The following is a 16,382-nucleotide window of genomic DNA, read 5'->3' as shown; positions in this document are numbered from 1 at the left end:
ATTATTTCAGCACGGCCAACAACGGAGCGCCTTCGCTCACGGCCGTGCGGCTCAGGGTTAACACATCCACAAAATCATCGCTATTACTCACCAGCACCGGCGTGGTGAGGTCAAATCCTGCGGCTTTAATCGCATCGAGATCGAACTCCAGCAGCAGATCGCCCACTTTGACCGGCTGATCGTTGGCGACTTTTGGAGAAAAATATTGTCCATCGAGCTTCACAGTATCGAGGCCGACGTGGATCAGCACTTCCGCGCCCTGCACCGATGTCAGGCCAATCGCATGGCCAGTGCGGAACATCGACGACACCACGCCATCGATCGGCGAAACCACGCGGCCACTCTGCGGGATAATCGCCGCGCCTTTGCCGAGCAAACCGCTGGCAAAGGTTTCGTCTTTAACCTGTTCCAGCGGAATGACATCGCCCGCCATCGGGCTGACCACGCTTTCGCGGCGCGTAAGATTGGTGGGCGGAGAAACCGGCGCAGGCGGCGCAGCCACTGCAGCTGCTGGCTCGGTCAAACCGAACAGATAGGTGCTCACGCAAGCGAACACTAAAGCCACCGCCGCACCGGCAAACGCCGCCAGCACGCTGGCATCAATGCCGCTGTTCGGCACCACCTGAATAAAGGTGAACACGCTCGGGAAACCAAAGGAGTAAATGGTGGTGTGCCAGAAGCCGAGGATCGCCGCGCCCAATGCGCCACCGATGCAGCCGAAGATAAACGGACGACGACGCGGCAGCGTCACGCCATACACCGCCGGTTCGGTGATGCCGAAGATGCTGGCGGTAAAGGCCGATCCCGCCATCGCTTTGAGTTTCGCTTCGCGGGTTCGCAGGAAGATGCCCAGCGTCGCACCCGCCTGGCCCAGCACCGCTGGCATCAGCAATGGCAGCAGCGTGTCATGACCAAAGTTAGCGAGGTTATTGAGCATAATCGGCACCAATCCCCAATGCAGACCGAAAATCACGCACACTTGCCAAATCGCGCCCATCACCGCACCCGCAATCATTGGGCTCAGGCTGTAAATCCACAGATAGCCTTCGGCCAGCATGCGGCTTAGCCAGGTTGCCGCCGGACCAATCGCCAGGAACGTCAGTGGCACGGTGATCAACAGGCAGCACAACGGCGTAGTGAAATTGCGCACCGCGCTGGGTGAACGCGGATGCACCCAGCGCTCAATCAAACTGGAAACCCAGGCCGCGAAGATAATCGGAATCACTGAGGAGCTGTAGTTCAGCACTTCGAGCGGGATGCCGATGAACGTCAGCGCATTGCCCTGCTGCTGCTGTTGCAGCACCTCGAGAATCATCGGATGCACTAGCGCAGCGGCAATCGCCATGCTGACAAACGGATTGCCGCCGAATTTTTTACCGGCGCTGTAGCCGAGCAAAATCGGCAGGAAGTAGAACAAACCATCGCTGGCAACAAACAGCACTTTGTAGCTGCCGCTGTCGGCGCTCATCACGCCGAGCACCAGCGCCAACGCCAGCAACCCTTTGATGATGCCGGTGGCGATCATCACGCCGATAAACGGGGTAAAAATGCCGGAAACCAAATCGATAAAGCGTGCAAACAGGCTTTGCGGTGCAGCGTTATCTGCGGCCTCGTTCTGATTATCCAGCGCATGGCGCGCGGTGAGTTCGCGATACACTTCCGCGACTTGATTGCCAATTACCACCTGATATTGGCCGCCGCTCTCCACCACCATGATCACGCCGGGATTGTCCTTTAACGCGGCGGTTTGCGCTTTTTGACTGTTTTTCAGCTTGAAGCGCAAACGCGTGGCGCAGTGCATCACGCTGATAATGTTCTCTTTGCCGCCAACACCGCTAACGATGTCATCCGCCAGTTCCTGATATTGCATCACTCTTTCTCCTGAACAATGCCCTAAACTCATGCCCTAATGCTCGCCAGTTAAGCGTCTTTCGGTCACCATAAATGGCGACCCTACAAAGGATTGGCGCGTTTTTCGCGCAAAAAAAAACCTGAGACGCGCCCTCTTCAATGAAAAAGGGCGCGTCTCAGGTTTTGCCTGCCGAACAGTAACAATCCTTAACGGGGGCTATCATGCTTACAGCACGGAAAAAGTGGCAAGCAGTATTAGCGAACAGCGTGGAGAAGTGTGAAGCGGGTCACCGATCAGATGCGTTTGAGTGCCGCTAACGCCAGCACGCTAAGTAGCGCACCAATCACCATCAGCAGCAGATAACTCATCCACTGCAGCAACCAAATCCCCAGCACGCCGCCGCCTAAAAACGCCAGTACGGTGTAAAAATGCAGCTTTAGCCGCTCAATATAGAGCGGCGCATCTTTGGGTGATTCTTTGCGGCGCAGCACATCAAACAGCATCGCCAGCTCAATACCGATATCGGTCGCGGTGCCGGAAACGTGCGTGGTACGGACGCGCGCGTTGGAGATGCGCGTCACGACGGCGTTTTGCAATCCCATCAAAAAACTCAGGCTAAGCACCAGCAACACGCCGGAGCCGCTAAAGCGGAACCAGCTTTCAATCACACCCAGCACCAGTAACGCGATGCCTTCAATCAGGATATTAATGGCGTAGATACCGCGAATCTGGCGTCGTCTGCCTGAGTTAATAATCAGCGTTGATACCGACGATCCAGCGATAAACAGCAACACGATGAGCAGAAAAAACAGGCCAACGTGCAGATTGGCTTTGGCCAGATGGTCGGAAAGTGAGGAGACATTGCCGGTCATGTTTGCCGAGAAGAAGCCGACGGTTTCAAACGCTGCGGTGTTGAGTGCGCCGGCAACTGCGGCCAGCGTGCAGGCCAGGCGAATGTCGGTATTGAAGGTGCGCGTGTTCTCGGCGGTGATCAGCATGGGAAATCCTGGCCCGGTGAAAGATGCGTATCTTCCTCCCGTGACCAGGAATTCTCAAGCACCGTTAGGCGGTCTGTTGATCCTGTTCCTGCTCACTAAACCGCTCGCGCATTTCGTTTTCGATCTGCTCAAGTGATTTGCCTTTAGTCTCAGGCAACATGGTGATCACGAAGATCAGCGAGCCGACGTTGATGGCCGCAAAGATAAAGAATGCGCCATTGCCGGTGGCGGACAGCAGCGGCGGGAAAGCAAACGCCACCGCCGCGTTACAGATCCACTGGAATGAAACCGCAGCCCCGGTTAGCACGCCACGCACTTTCATCGGGAACAGCTCGGACATCAGCAGCCAATACACCGGCGAAATGCACATCTGCATAAAGAACAGGAACACCAGAATTGCCGCCAGCGCGAAGATACTTTGCGTCATGTCTTGTGGCATCAGCAGCAGTACGCAGCCGAGCACCAGCTGCATGGCGATTACCACTGTCAAACCGGTCATCAGCATGGTGCGACGTCCAAAACGTCCCACCGCTTTGATGCCCACCATGGTCGCCAGCACCGAGACAATGCCGTTACCGATGGTTGCCGCAATCGACGCGTTGGTGCCCATACCGGTGGTTTTCAGAATCACTGGAGTGTAGTACATAAAGGCGTTCACGCCGGTGAACTGGATAACAATGCCCAGCCCCGCGCCCACCAGCAACAAGCGAAGAATCCATTTCTCTTGCAGCAGTTCACGCGCGGAAGGCCCCTGACGCGCCGCCTTGGCGTGCTGGCGCATCTCCGTCATCTCCTTCTTCACTTCACGCGGTGTTTCACGCAGTTTGTGCAGGATACGGCTCGCTTCTTTGATACGTCCTTCCGCCACCATCCAATGCGGCGAAGCCGGCACAAAGAAGGTGCCGATGAACAGCAACGCGCCCGGAATCATCGCCATCGCCAACATGTAACGCCACAGATGCGGATCGTTAAGCGTGAAACTCATCACCGCGCTGACCACATACGCCAGCAACTGACCGGAAACAATCATCAGCTCGTTGCGGCTCACCAACGGCGCACGACGTTTTGGTCCGGCGATTTCGGCAATAAACACCGGCACGGTTGAGGAGCCACCGCCAACCGCAATCCCGAGCAGAAAACGCATCGCCACCATTACGTGCAGGTTCGGCGCTAACGCGGTACCAATCGCGCCAAGTACAAAAATCAGCGCCAGAGAGCGCAGCGTGATACGGCGACCGAAGCGGTCGGAGAAGTAACCACTGAGAAAAGCACCCAGAGCGGCACCGAAGATCAGTGATGAAGTGACTAAACCTTCGGTGAATGGAGTGAGATTGAGACCGCCCTGATCGAGCGGCAAGGTCATAAACGGCAAGGCACCCGAGATAATCCCGGTGTCATAACCAAAGGCCAGCGCGCCCATGGTCGCCACAAGTACAACGAAGAAGATGCGCTGTTTGACGGTGAGATTGCTTAGCGCTGAATCGTCGTCACTGTTTTGCTGCGATGTGTCCATTCCTGTTCCCTGCATATTGAACGCGCTCTGGAGCGCAAAGGTTGAAACCCAAAAGGCAGAAGTATAGTCAGGAATTGTAAAATGTGACGGAGATCACTGTTAAATCGATAAACATCCAAAAATTTTTTTCATGATCCGTTTCAACGATCGTCATCTGCGCCCTGGCTTTACCTCAACGGCATACTAAAATTTCAGCGTGACTAGCTAGTCCTCAAATCTCACGGAACATTGATAAGAGGTCTTCCTATGAAACAACAGAGCTACAGAGGCGGCGCAGGGAATTTTGCCAACGATCCAGAACGTGCGAAAGAAGCTGGAAGAGCGGGAGGCAAAGCCAGTGGAGGCAATTTCAGAAACGATCCTGAAAGAGCCGTTGAAGCGGGACGGAAAGGAGGCAAAATTAGCCGTCGTCCTCCAACGAAGTCTGAGTAAGGCGCCTTAGGATTTTTTATGCCATGGATTGGCTTCACTGCTTGATCGTTTGTTTCCTACACCCTTCAATAGGACGTGTTTATATGAAGCGATTTTTAGGTGGGCTTATTATCTTTTCCGCCCTGATAACGTTATCAGGCTGCTATCACTCTGACCGCCCTATTGGCCCCGATGGTCGCCCTAATGTGCAAACCGAACAACCGATTCCCGGCGGCCCCATGAGCAAAGGACCGGTTGGGCAGCCGCAAGCTTAATCAGGCACCCATCATTAAATTTTATGCCGGTGCGCATGAATGCGCACCCTACGAAAAACGCGCCAGTCCTTTGTAGGGTCGCCATTTATGGTGACCCTCATCGCACGCTATTACCGAAGCGAACATGCGGGCGGAAACGCCAATGCCTCGGCGACATTTTCGCTAACCTATCAATGAACCGCGTTGTCAGAGGGAAAAGCCGCCGCTTTCCCTCTAAAAAATTTCCCCTTTGCAAATCCGCTAATTCCTGAGTAGCCTATATACATATCGCATACATTTCATATATAGGTTTCATCATGGGCATCGTAAAAATTTCCGACCTGATGCATGAGAATCTGCGCATCGCCAGCACGGCGATGAGCCGCTCCATCAATGCGCAGGCAGAACACTGGATGAAGATCGGCATGCTGGCCGAGATTTATCCGTCACTCAATCATCAGGAATTAACGCGCTTGCTGATGCGCGTTGAACGCGACAGCGGCGCGGATTTAGCGCAACTGCTCGACCATCCTTTATTCACCTCGCAGGGAATCGCGCAATGAGCATCAAACTGCACACCGCTGAAGAGATCGAACTGGCGCGTGCCGCCGGACATGCCGCCGCTAAAGTGCTGGAGATCATCACGCCGTACGTCAAACCGGGCGTTACCACCGATGAACTGGACGCGATTTGTCATGACTACGTGGTAAACGTGCTGAAAGTGATCCCAGCGAATATCGGCTACCACGGCTACAGCAAAACAACCTGTACCTCTGTGAATCACGTGGTGTGTCACGGCATTCCGGGCGAGAAAAAGCTTAAGGATGGCGACATCGTTAATATTGACGTCGGCATCATCAAAGATGGCTGGTACGGCGACACCAGCCGCATGTATTACGTCGGTCAACCTTCGGTGCGCGCCAAACGTTTGGTGGATATCACTTACGAATCAATGGTTGCAGGTATCAAAGTAGTAAAACCGGGCGCGACCTTAGGGGATATCGGTGCGGCAATTCAGCAGGTGGCGGAAAAAGCCGGTTTTTCCGTAGTGCGCGAGTATTGCGGTCACGGCGTCGGAGAGGTGTATCACGGCGATCCGCAGATTCTGCACTACGGCACGCCGGGCGCGGGATTGGAATTGCAAGCGGGTATGATTTTCACCATCGAACCGATGATCAACGCGGGTAAAGCCGGCACCAGCGTGCTGTCCGATGGCTGGACGGTGGTCACCAAAGACCGCTCGCTGTCGGCGCAGTGGGAACACACCATCGCAGTGACCGAAACCGGCTTTGATTTGCTGACGCCGTGGCCAGAAGGTACCGGCGAATATCAGGCTATTTAATAAAAAGATCCAGAACGCGAAGACCGTTCTGGATCCACATCGCCTTAAGCGGTTTGACGCAGCGTAAACACGCTCACGCTATTCACCATATTTGCCGCCTGCTCACTCAGCATCGCCGACGCGGCCAGCGATTGCTCCACCAGCGACGCATTCTGCTGCGTGGTGATATCAATCTGGCTAATTGCAGTGTTGATCTGGCTGATGCCGTCGGCCTGCTCGGTGCTGGCCTGATTAATCTGCACCAGTAGCTCTTTCATCTCGGCCACATTCGACATCATGCCGTTCATCAACTTATTGGCGTCGGTGACCATATCGCGCCCATCGGCAATGCGCGTGGAAGACTCCTCGATCAAATTGCGGATTTCATGCGACGAGGTGGCCGTTTTCTGTGCCAGCGCGCGCACTTCCTGCGCCACCACGGCAAAACCACGACCGTGTTCACCGGCGCGTGCGGCTTCGACCGCAGCATTCAGCGCCAGAATGTTGGTCTGGAAAGCGATGGAATCAATCAGGTTGATGATGTCCGCCATGCGGCTGGCAGAATCATTGATCTCGGCCATTTTGGTGGCGACGTTATCCATCATGCTGGCATTGCGTCCCACCGTGCTTTCCGCTTTGGCGGAGAGATCGGCGGCCACGTGGGTGTTATTTCGCGTGTTGCTGATGGTGGCGCTAAACTCCTCCACCGAGGCCGCCGTTTGTTCCACCGAGCTGGCCTGCTCTTCCGTGCGGGCGGCGAGATCGTTGGTGCCCGACATTATTTCGCTCGCGCCGCCGGATATCTGTTCAGCGCTAATGCGAATATGGCTGACAATATCCGACATTTTTTCCTGCATCTGCTGAATGGCATTAATTAACTGACCCATTTCATCTTTACGCTGCTCATAAAAATCAGAACTGAGGTCGCCATCCGCCACGCGGCCAAGGAATGCGATCACATGTTTTAATGGCACAGTAATCGAGCGGATAATGATCCAGCCAATTAATGCGGATACTAAAATAGCCACCACAAAAATAATCAGCATAGAAATTTTGGTTTTACTGTAAGACGCCATAAAATTATCGTAAGAGCCATTCATTTGCTGCTCTTGCAGATTAATGAAACCCTCAACTTCATTGATGTAATTTCTTTGCGCTGAGGCAAGAGTAGAAAAATAGAAATCCACCGCTTTTGTCACATCACTATTCACTAACTCGAAGAAAGCGTTTCGCTCCTTTAGAAAGTCAGCACGCTTCAATTCAACGCGTTTGAGAAAGGCAATGGATTCCTCATCCGTTGCCAGCGCGCCTAATTGCTTATAGGTTTCGCTGATATTTTTCGATGCTTCCTGAAGATTGCTTTGAATGGTCACTCTGCGCTGCGCATCAATGGGGCTCAGCAGCAGCGCCTGCTGCTGCACCGTTACGTTGATTTCATCAATCAACTGGTTGCCCAAGGCGATGGTCGGGTAATCATCCTTCATCATGCCATTAACGCCGGTTTCCGCTAAGAAAAGCGAATTTAATCCGAGCAACGCCACTAACAGTAGCATCGCGATATTCAACACAGAGGATATTGTAAGTTTGGTTCGCAACTTTACATTACGCGAAAATCTTTGAACTACGTCCATTTAGAAACCTCAATGATTTTGATTGAAAAGGTGTGAAGACAACGGTGTTATTTTAAAAATGGAAGAGGCTCCGGAAGTTAATCGGCAGCATCCCTGCTGTTATCGTCAGCTATTTCATTAACATTAGAGATGCAGTCACATTAAAACACCCTGTGAAAACTGCTATTTAGTTGAAATCGATTTCATTGATCATTTTCATTTATTGATAGCGAGTAATATAAAAGCAGCAAGCTGGTTTTTTTGCTTAATTTAAAATAAATGATTACGTGGACCTTACGAATAGCGAAAGAATGATCTTTTTTTTGCCATTTAACGCAATTTGACTCAAAGGAAATAGTTTATCTAATCGCATACTTTAAAAATCAGCGTCAAATGCTGCGACCAGCAGATGCATGACCGCCGCTTTAGCACACGACGAACTGCCTTCGATCGCCGCGCCCGGCAGTTGATGAAGTCGCCAGGCCAGAGACACAAATGCTTGCACTGTTCGTGAGAAGAACCGCGAAGAGGCGGTTTCAGTGTCAGCGGGCAGGTGGGTTAAACATCAACTTATCCGGAGTAATAAATCATAATAAGCGAAGCGTTAATTAATACGACATGAGCAGATTAATTAAACATAGCAGGCAAGCATGAAGGAAAGGTAATACTAACGGAAATTGCGATTAAGTTTACAAGCAAACACGCTTGCCGCTTCGCTTATTATCCGGCCTGCACCACTTTCTTCTTAACGTTAAAAAACCCCAAAAAATAACTCATGCTAGTTACATTTAGAGACAATCGAAAATTTAACTGGAAGTAATACAAGCAAGCCTCTTAGAATTAAGACTTAAGATTAGTCCAGGCTTGAAACTGGTAAAAATGGCACTACATTTATTTTGCATCAAGTTGGTATTTAAGAGAGAGGAGAACCAATGACGGACGCTAAGAAGCAACCCGATGAGGAAGAAAAAAAGACGCAACGTCGTGGTGGTGCAGGCAACTTCGCAGAGAATAAGGAACGCGCAGCTGAGGCTGGGCGCAAGGGTGGTCAGGCGAGCGGCGGCAACTTCAAGAATGACCCGGAGCGCGCCATTGAAGCAGGACGAAAAGGAGGAAAGATTAGTCGACGCAAATAACATTCTTCGCAAAAGAATAACCATCTAACGGCGTTTTACTTCTGCACAAAACTCTCCTGACTCCGTGTTTACGCTTCGCTTAAATACAGATTCAACGATGTCAGGAGAGTTATTTCTAGCGAAAAATCCGAATCACTGATCATTTCTTGATCAATCTCACCCTATTTACCGCTTCGCTTATCCTGGTTTTACCCTTCGCTTATTAATCAGAAAACTATATTTGCAGGCTAATAATAAATTGCGGACTTAACGTTCTATTTGTACATACCCTTTTAGGTTGTACATCTTTTGCGGGATAATTCTTACTGGGCGGTAAGAATAATCGGGAATAGATTAGCGAAGCGATAAAAAGGGAGCCGAAGCTCCCTGATAACTTAATGAGTCGCCATTTGCGCTGGCAGTTTCAACTGCGCACGCGCTTTAGCCACTTCATCGGCGCTCACCGCCCCCGCAGCGTTGCCCCAACTATTGCGTAAGTAAGTTGCTACAGCAGCCACCTGCTCATCCGACAATTTCCAGGCGAATGACGGCATCGCGCCGCTGGTTGGGTTACCCGCAGTGACCGCACCGCGCCCACCTTGCAACACAGTGGTGATGATGGAGGACGTATCATCGGCCATCAGTCCCGGATTGCCTGCCAGGCTCGCGGCAAGGTTAGGAATCCCTTTACCGTCGCTGTTGTGACACGCCGAGCAGTTAGCCGAATAGACGTTCTCGCCCATTTTCATTGGTGCCGTATCTGCGGCGATAGGTTGCGGTTTGGTATTCTTCGAGGGCGGAACCTGTTTCAGATACACCGCAATCGCTTTGAGATCGCTGTCGGTTAAATGCTGCGTCGAATTTGTTACCGCTTCCGCCATTGGACCCGACGCCACCGCCACATGGTTGCTGCCCAGCTTCAGATAATCCACCACTTGTTGCTCAGACCAACTGCCAATGCCGGTATGCGGATTAGGCGTGATATCGGGCGCGTGCCATTCGCCGAGATTGCTGCCCTGCAAATAGTCGCTGCTGTCACCACCAATGATGTTCTTGGCTGTATGACAGGCGGCGCAGTGTTCCGGGCCTTCCACCAGATAGGCACCGCGATTCCATTCAGCTGATTTATTGGCATCAGCCTGGAAACCGCTATTTTTGAAGAACAGCAGGTTCCAGCCCATCATCGCCAGACGAATGTTGTACGGGAAGCCGAGTTGGGTTTCGGGCACCTTATTACTGATTGGCCGCACCGAGCGCATATACATCCACAGGTCGTGCATATCCTGATCGGTTAGCTTAACGTAGGCGTTGTAGGGCATCGCCGGATAGAGATGCTCGCCCTCTTTGCCTTTACCGTGCCGCACCGCGCGGAAGAAATCGCGTTCAGTCCAGCTACCGATGCCGGTTTCACTATCCGGCGTGATGTTACTGGCATAAATGCCGCCAAATGGCGTGCTGATTGAATAGCCTCCCGCCAGCGGCAGTTTGCTCTCCGGCATTGTGTGACAAGCCGTACAGTCGCTGGCGATTGCGACATAATGTCCGCGCGCCACGGCGGCAGCATCTGCCGCCGTCGGCGGTTGGCTGGTCAATACATCATTGCTTGCTACGTTATCTGCGGAAGTATCACCGTTCATCCACAGCATGCCCGCCGCGACGGCGGCCGCGATCACCGCAACGCCGGCGATAAGTTTGCTCTTTTTCATCTCACACCTTCACCAACGGACCTGGATTCTTCAGGTACTGTTCGATAATGGCTTTCGCCGTCCACAAACTCAGCGCACCAATCGTGCCTGTCGGGTTGTACCCGGCATTGTTGGGGAAGGAAGACGCTCCCAACACAAACACGTTGTGGGTGTCCCAGCACTGCTGATAACGGTTTAGCACCGAGGTTTTGGGATCGGTTCCCATTACCGCACCACCAATGGTGTGGTCACTGGCGAAGTTGTACGGTGAATAGGCACCAGAGGCTGAATTGGTGCCAATAACCAACTCCGCGCCCATCGCATTGCCAATCTCAACGCTTTTCTCTTCGATAAATTTCGCCGAACGGCGATCGTTATCGTTGTAGTCAAACGTCACCCGCAGCAACGGATTGCCGTTGTCATCTTTGTATTCAGGATCGAGATCGAGGTAGTAATCTTCGTGCGAATAGCTGGTGCCCTGACCGAAGATGAACGTGGCGTTCTGGAAAGCATGCGTATAGGCCTTTTTCCACTCCTTACCCCAGCGTGGCGTGCCCGGCGGCAGCGCATCGGCATTTCCGATAGGCCGCGCGCCGCGCGCCACCACCAGAATGCCCGCGCCGCCGATAAAGCCGAGCCCGGTATGGTCGAAGTTATCGCCGTTCCAGTCATCCACCTGCGATGAAAGCGCGCCCGCACCAATAAACTGGTTGAGGTTCTCATCTTTGAAGTACAACGCTGCGCCAGAGACGGTCTGGAAGCTGTACGCGCGCCCGACCACGCCGGTTTTGGTCACCGGATTGTAAGGAATGCCGATTTTCGACAGCAGCAGCAAGCGGACGTTTTGCATCTGGAACGCGGAAAGAATCACGATATCCGCCGGTTGCTCCCACTCTTTCTTGTTCTTATCGAGGTAGGTGACGCCAGTAGCGGTTTTACCATCTTCCGCCTTGTTGACGCGCACCACCGCAGAATCGGTCAGCACGGTAAAGTTCTCGCGCTGCATCAGCGCCGGGATCACGCAGGCATTCGGGCTGGATTTGGAGAAGTTGCCACAGCCGTAATAGAGGCAGTAGCCGCAATAGGTACACGGCCCCATGCGCACTCCAAGCGGGTTAACGTAAGCGCGTGACGCCTGGCCGGCTGGCACCATAAACGGATTGAGGCCAATCTTCTTCGCGCCTTCGGCGAAAATATCGGTCAGACGCATGCTCTCCAGCGCAGGCAGCGGATACTCACTGCTGCGATTGCCTTCAAACGGATTGCCATCCGGTATGATTTTCCCGTTCAGCTTGCCCGCTTTACCGGACACGCCCGCGATTTTCTCAAAGCGATCGTAGAACGGTTCCAGCTCGTCGTAGGTGACGCCCCAATCCTGCAGGATTACTCCTTTGGCGATCTGCGATTTGCCGTAGCGCTTAACGGTTTGGCTATAGGGCTCGAAATCGAATGGCGTAAAGCGCCAGGCCATACCTGCCCAGTGTGTACCTGAACCTCCCACGTTGTAGCCGAGTTCGTTGAGGTTCCATTCGCGCGAAGGCAGCGCAGTTTGCGTGATGTTATTACGAAAAGTGGTGGTTTCAACCGCAGGCGGCAGCAGCATACTGCGACGCGTATCCCAACGCAGTTCATCGGTATCAACCGAGGGCGGAAAATCAGTGGCGGTTTCGAACCACGGGCCACGTTCAATGGCAACGACATTCAAGCCGGCGCGGGTCAGCTCTTCGGCGATCAAAGAACCGCACCAACCCAGACCGACGATGGCGACATCAGCTTTTGGACGGACGTTATTCATGTTGTTATTGCTCAGCTAAGGCTAAAAATTAAAGGGTGTTGTCGATCAGGCTGGTCGGGATGATGTTGAGCTTCTGCCCTTTCTTCGGCAGCAGATCGCGGAAGTCATATCGCGCGCCTGGAAAGCCAATCATCTTCCAACTGGTCATGTCCTTGTTGCCGCCGTAAATCGGATCGGCGAGGAAACCTTCGCGCACGTTTTGCAGTAGCAACTCGAAGAACACCTTGGTTTCCACCTCTTCACCTAAATCAAGGCTGTTTTTCTCCATCGCGGTCAACACCTGATCCTGCTGTTCACCACTCAACGAGACGAAATCCTGGCCATATTGCTGCTGTGTGGCTTTATCCAGCGCGGCAATGCCCAGCCGATAGCGCTGCGCGGGCGTTAGCGGTGATTGCGGACCTTGCTCCGGCGTGCCTTTAACGAACTTGCCAAGACGGTAAATTGCCACGGCATTGCCGTAATCACCGGCTAACTGGCGATCAATGAAGATGGCGCAACCGGCTTCTTTACCGCTCAGGCTGGTTTCATCGGCCGGGATAAAGCGCTCAGCGATGGCGCCGACGGTAGCGAATTCATGTTGGGTGAGATATTGCAGGCCGCCTTTGCGCGGTGGTGCGGGAGGGGTTTGAACTTTGCCGGGTTCCCAGGGCTGTCCGCCATTAACGACTTCAGCCTGGGTTAGCGTGGGGATGGTGGAAGCGACTCCCAACGCGGTGATGGAAGTGAGAAATTCTCTGCGTTTCATAGGTTCCCTGCCAATAAATGTTCACATTGCAAACCAGGACAAATTACGGACGTATTTGTGCCTGGCGATTAATTAGCCATATAAAAGGTTTCATAGATCAAATTCGTGCGTGCCCGTTAGGCAATTTTTATTATCTGATAAACAACGAGGTAAGCATCTTTACAGGTAAATCATAGAGTTAATAAAATGTTAACTACGTCACAAAGAATAATTTCTTACCCTGAGGTTTAAAAGGTTTTTCTTGATGGTTTCCCATCATTGATTATTTACCGTTTGATAAGCGACAATGCGTATAATGAAGTTTCGTCTCGCAACAATTAAGTATCTGTCTGTCACGAAATCTAATTGAATAAATTAACTGTATTGCATGCTGAGGCCGTTAAGTATAAATGAAGAAGCTCACCTTAATTAAAGTGGCCGAGTTAGCGGGAGTGGGTATCGCAACGGTTGATCGCGTATTGAATGAACGCGGCGGCGTGCGTCCTGAAACGGTACGCAAGGTGCTACGTGCCGCACGTCAGGCGGGATTGCAGCGCCTGCTGCCCGACGATACTCAGCATCCGTGGCAAATTGAAGTGTTTTTAAGCAGCAACGGAACCTGGTTTTTTCAGCAACTGGCCGATGAGTTTGCGCAAATAGCCGATCGTTTGGGCTACCGTAAAATTAAATTATTCCGCACGCTGGTCAACGAAAACCCACCGGAAAAACTGGCAGAAAAGATAAAAAAAAGTAGTGAGTTGCGCGACGGTATAATTGTTTACGGTCACGATTATCCGGTTATTCACCAGGCTTTATTGCATTGCCATGAAAAAGGCATTCCGGTGATTACGCTGGTTTCCGACTTACCTGGCGCGCAGCGTTTTTGTCATATTGGCATCAATCAATATCAGGCCGGAAGAACCGCAGGTTTACTGATGAGCAAAAGCATGAAAACGCCGGGTGATGTCATTATGGTGAGCGGTCGTTTTGATTTCAGCGCGCATATTCAACGTATTGCAGGCTTTCGCGACGCACTGACACAACGTGCTCCCTGGCTGCGCTTACGTGAGGTGCTGGCCGGAGAAGATGAGCGTCACAAAATTCGTGCCCTGCTTAAGCAAACACTGCTGCAAGCGGACAACGTGGTTGGCTTATATAATTCTGGTGATAATAACAGCGATATAAGTGCGTTATTACAGCAACAGCAACTCACTGATTGCTGTTATATCACCCACGAACTCTATGATGTCACGCGCTTGCTGCTACAACAGGGGACGCTGTCCTACACGCTTGATCAAAATGCACGTCAGCATGCGGTGATCTCCACTGATTTATTAATTCGCCATCTTGAGACCGGTTTTCAGCCAGATATTTATCAGGATGGACGCGTTGAATTACGTATTGTGACGGCGGAAAATATGGCGTAATAATCATCATCTCTGTTCATATTCTCAGCACATTTGGTGAGCTGTTCATTTTAATCTGGGAAATTTCATATTTAGTCTCATCGATTACGCTTTTGATATTTAAGACTCTACCATTGCAGCACATTCAATTGCTAAAAATGGATATTTTAATGAAAACTTTCTTTACCTCAGCCAGCGCTATCCTGATTGCTACCAGCCTGTCAGCGGGAGCGGCACAACCGACAGCAACAAAAAATCCACTGAGCGTGCATGTGCTTAACTTGCAGACAGGTTCACCAACAGCGGGAATTGAAGTAGAACTCGATCAGAAACAAAATAATAACTGGGTGAAATTAGCCAGCGGCAAAACCGACAGCAACGGCAGAATCAGCGCGTTATTCCCGGAAGATAAAACCGCCAGCGCAGGCAGCTATCGCGTAGTATTTAAAACCGGTGATTATTACAAACTGAACAATCAGAAAACTTTCTTCCCGGAAATTCCGGTGGAGTTCAATATGGAAAGCAACGGTGAGCACTACCATATTCCGCTGCTGTTGAGTCCGTTTGGTTATTCGACTTATCGCGGGAATTAAATTTTAAAACGGTCGCCATGAATGGCGACCCTACGGGCTTTTCGTAGGGTGCGCATTTATGCGCACCTGGCTGAATTAAAGCACCATCCCTCTTTCATTAAATGCCTTGCGCCAATGCGTTGGCGTGGTATTCAAGCGCTGTCTGAAATGATGTCGCAACGTTTCCGGCGATCCAAATCCCGCCTGCTCGGCAACCTGGTCAATGCTCAGCTTGCCGCTCTCCAGCAGTGCGCAGGCTTTTTCCAGCCGCACGCTTAACATCCACTCTCCCGGCGTGGTGCCGGTAGCGTCATGGAAGCGGCGCAAAAAAGTGCGGCGGCTCATACCGGCTTGCCTGGCGAGCTGATCAATCACCAGCGGCGTATTGAGGTGATTGCGTAAATCATCGAGCAGCGGCGAAAGATTCTTTGCCGCCCGTTGCGGCACCGGCTGCTGAATCAGCTGCGCCTGATTCCCTTCACGCAACGGCGGCGTCACCATACGGCGCGCGGTGCGGTTTGCCACTTCAATGCCATAATCGCGACGAATCAGATGCAGACACAAATCCACGCCCGCTGCGCCACCCGCTGATGTAATGATGCTGCCCTCATCGACATAAATCATGCCGTGTTCAACCTGCACCTGTGGGAAGCGCTGCGCCAGAATTTCGGTGCTGTTCCAGTGCGCGGTAGCGCGTTTACCATCCAGCAATCCGGCTGCGCCCAACACGAAACTGCCTGCGCAGATCGAAACGATACGTGTGCCGTTACTGTGTGCTTTTTGCAGCGCGGCGATAAGCGCATCCGAAGCCGGTTCGTGCACGCTGCGCCAGCCGGGAATCACGATGGTGCCCGCCTCTTCCAGCAGCTCAAGTCCGCCATCGACCACCAAACGCACGCCGCCTTGCGCGCCGAAAACGCCCTCTTCTACCGACGCCACGCTCAAATCATATAAAGGCTGGCCGAACTCGTCGTCGATGCGCCCAAAGGCCTCAACCGCCGTGCCGAATTCAAAGGTACACAGACATTCATACGCCAGCAGAACCATGCGGCGGTTAAACGGTGCAGGCGAACGGGCATGTAACGGAGCAATCATTTGCATTAAAGGTCACCGGAGAAATTGG

Annotated in this window: 14 protein-coding genes; 6 read left to right on the top strand and 8 right to left on the bottom strand. The window is 52.3% G+C overall.

Annotated elements, in window-relative coordinates; genetic code table 11:
• Position 1: 1 nt before the first annotated feature.
• The 3 genes from bglF to NR302_RS20385 form a co-directional block, all read right to left on the bottom strand.
• A complete protein-coding gene (gene bglF, locus NR302_RS20395) occupies positions 2-1,870 on the bottom strand; it encodes a PTS beta-glucoside transporter subunit IIABC (RefSeq protein ID WP_258145636.1) in 1,869 nt (622 codons plus the stop codon).
• A gap of 275 nt (positions 1,871-2,145) precedes the next feature.
• Positions 2,146-2,850 carry a YoaK family protein gene (locus tag NR302_RS20390; RefSeq protein WP_154156746.1) on the bottom strand — a complete coding sequence of 235 codons (705 nt, stop codon included), beginning with the start codon at positions 2,848-2,850 and terminating at the stop codon, positions 2,146-2,148.
• Positions 2,851-2,914: 64 nt separating this feature from the next.
• The gene (locus NR302_RS20385; protein ID WP_008106310.1) at positions 2,915-4,363 is read right to left on the bottom strand and encodes a sugar porter family MFS transporter; all 1,449 of its coding nucleotides are present in this window, start codon (positions 4,361-4,363) and stop codon (positions 2,915-2,917) included.
• A gap of 246 nt (positions 4,364-4,609) precedes the next feature.
• On the opposite strand from NR302_RS20385, the gene NR302_RS20380 reads away from it, so the two are divergent.
• The 3 genes from NR302_RS20380 to map all read left to right on the top strand — a co-directional run bounded on the left by NR302_RS20380 (position 4,610) and on the right by map (position 6,370).
• A complete protein-coding gene (locus NR302_RS20380; protein ID WP_008106309.1) occupies positions 4,610-4,795 on the top strand; it encodes a general stress protein in 186 nt (61 codons plus the stop codon).
• Positions 4,796-5,345: 550 nt separating this feature from the next.
• The gene (locus NR302_RS20375; RefSeq protein ID WP_258145635.1) at positions 5,346-5,591 is read left to right on the top strand and encodes a ParD-like family protein; all 246 of its coding nucleotides are present in this window, start codon (positions 5,346-5,348) and stop codon (positions 5,589-5,591) included.
• Positions 5,588-6,370, top strand: a complete 783-nt coding sequence (map, locus tag NR302_RS20370; protein WP_258145634.1) for a type I methionyl aminopeptidase — start codon at positions 5,588-5,590, stop codon at positions 6,368-6,370. The genes NR302_RS20375 and map overlap by 4 nt, the downstream gene beginning before the upstream one ends.
• A 44-nt stretch (positions 6,371-6,414) precedes the next feature.
• Here map and NR302_RS20365 read toward each other — a convergent pair whose 3' ends face one another.
• A complete protein-coding gene (locus tag NR302_RS20365; RefSeq protein WP_258145633.1) occupies positions 6,415-7,980 on the bottom strand; it encodes a methyl-accepting chemotaxis protein in 1,566 nt (521 codons plus the stop codon).
• A 911-nt stretch (positions 7,981-8,891) separates the two neighbouring features.
• On the opposite strand from NR302_RS20365, the gene NR302_RS20360 reads away from it, so the two are divergent.
• Positions 8,892-9,095, top strand: a complete 204-nt coding sequence (locus tag NR302_RS20360; protein ID WP_008106297.1) for a general stress protein — start codon at positions 8,892-8,894, stop codon at positions 9,093-9,095.
• 374 nt (positions 9,096-9,469) lie between these two features.
• On the opposite strand, the gene NR302_RS20355 is transcribed toward NR302_RS20360, so the two are convergent.
• Genes NR302_RS20355 through NR302_RS20345 form a run of 3 tightly spaced genes read right to left on the bottom strand, consistent with a single transcriptional unit; the run spans position 9,470 to position 13,302 of the window.
• Positions 9,470-10,780, bottom strand: a complete 1,311-nt coding sequence (locus NR302_RS20355; RefSeq protein WP_258145632.1) for a cytochrome c — start codon at positions 10,778-10,780, stop codon at positions 9,470-9,472.
• A 1-nt stretch (position 10,781) separates the two neighbouring features.
• A complete protein-coding gene (locus NR302_RS20350; protein WP_258145631.1) occupies positions 10,782-12,554 on the bottom strand; it encodes a GMC family oxidoreductase in 1,773 nt (590 codons plus the stop codon).
• Between the two features lie 28 nt (positions 12,555-12,582).
• Positions 12,583-13,302 carry a gluconate 2-dehydrogenase subunit 3 family protein gene (locus tag NR302_RS20345; protein WP_154156741.1) on the bottom strand — a complete coding sequence of 240 codons (720 nt, stop codon included), beginning with the start codon at positions 13,300-13,302 and terminating at the stop codon, positions 12,583-12,585.
• 389 nt (positions 13,303-13,691) lie between these two features.
• Here NR302_RS20345 and NR302_RS20340 point away from each other — a divergent pair, with 389 nt between their 5' ends.
• Positions 13,692-14,708 (top strand): LacI family DNA-binding transcriptional regulator, encoded by a 1,017-nt coding sequence (locus NR302_RS20340; RefSeq protein ID WP_258145630.1) that lies wholly within the window; start codon positions 13,692-13,694, stop codon positions 14,706-14,708.
• Between the two features lie 149 nt (positions 14,709-14,857).
• On the top strand, positions 14,858-15,280 hold the full coding sequence (gene uraH, locus NR302_RS20335) for a hydroxyisourate hydrolase (RefSeq protein ID WP_258145629.1): 423 nt from the start codon (positions 14,858-14,860) through the stop codon (positions 15,278-15,280).
• Positions 15,281-15,355: 75 nt separating this feature from the next.
• Here uraH and ftrA read toward each other — a convergent pair whose 3' ends face one another.
• Positions 15,356-16,360 carry a transcriptional regulator FtrA gene (ftrA, locus tag NR302_RS20330; protein WP_258145628.1) on the bottom strand — a complete coding sequence of 335 codons (1,005 nt, stop codon included), beginning with the start codon at positions 16,358-16,360 and terminating at the stop codon, positions 15,356-15,358.
• Between the last annotated feature and the right edge of the window lie 22 nt (positions 16,361-16,382).

The organism is Pantoea sp. SOD02, from assembly GCF_024707505.1.
Classification (GTDB): domain Bacteria; phylum Pseudomonadota; class Gammaproteobacteria; order Enterobacterales; family Enterobacteriaceae; genus Pantoea; species Pantoea symbiotica.
Note: the sequence above shows the minus strand (reverse complement) of the source record. Positions and strands in the feature narration are given on the sequence as shown.

What these genes read in the sequence shown, in the direction of transcription:
- map (WP_258145634.1), top strand. Translation starts at nt 5,588, where the DNA reads ATGAGCATCAAACTGCACACCGCTGAAGAGATCGAACTGGCGCGTGCC.
- NR302_RS20375 (WP_258145635.1), top strand. Translation starts at nt 5,346, where the DNA reads ATGGGCATCGTAAAAATTTCCGACCTGATGCATGAGAATCTGCGCATC.
- uraH (WP_258145629.1), top strand. Translation starts at nt 14,858, where the DNA reads ATGAAAACTTTCTTTACCTCAGCCAGCGCTATCCTGATTGCTACCAGC.
- NR302_RS20380 (WP_008106309.1), top strand. Translation starts at nt 4,610, where the DNA reads ATGAAACAACAGAGCTACAGAGGCGGCGCAGGGAATTTTGCCAACGAT.
- NR302_RS20365 (WP_258145633.1), bottom strand. Translation starts at nt 7,980, where the DNA reads ATGGACGTAGTTCAAAGATTTTCGCGTAATGTAAAGTTGCGAACCAAA.
- NR302_RS20385 (WP_008106310.1), bottom strand. Translation starts at nt 4,363, where the DNA reads ATGGACACATCGCAGCAAAACAGTGACGACGATTCAGCGCTAAGCAAT.
- NR302_RS20350 (WP_258145631.1), bottom strand. Translation starts at nt 12,554, where the DNA reads ATGAATAACGTCCGTCCAAAAGCTGATGTCGCCATCGTCGGTCTGGGT.
- NR302_RS20355 (WP_258145632.1), bottom strand. Translation starts at nt 10,780, where the DNA reads ATGAAAAAGAGCAAACTTATCGCCGGCGTTGCGGTGATCGCGGCCGCC.
- NR302_RS20345 (WP_154156741.1), bottom strand. Translation starts at nt 13,302, where the DNA reads ATGAAACGCAGAGAATTTCTCACTTCCATCACCGCGTTGGGAGTCGCT.
- bglF (WP_258145636.1), bottom strand. Translation starts at nt 1,870, where the DNA reads ATGCAATATCAGGAACTGGCGGATGACATCGTTAGCGGTGTTGGCGGC.
- NR302_RS20340 (WP_258145630.1), top strand. Translation starts at nt 13,692, where the DNA reads ATGAAGAAGCTCACCTTAATTAAAGTGGCCGAGTTAGCGGGAGTGGGT.
- NR302_RS20360 (WP_008106297.1), top strand. Translation starts at nt 8,892, where the DNA reads ATGACGGACGCTAAGAAGCAACCCGATGAGGAAGAAAAAAAGACGCAA.
- NR302_RS20390 (WP_154156746.1), bottom strand. Translation starts at nt 2,850, where the DNA reads ATGCTGATCACCGCCGAGAACACGCGCACCTTCAATACCGACATTCGC.
- ftrA (WP_258145628.1), bottom strand. Translation starts at nt 16,360, where the DNA reads ATGCAAATGATTGCTCCGTTACATGCCCGTTCGCCTGCACCGTTTAAC.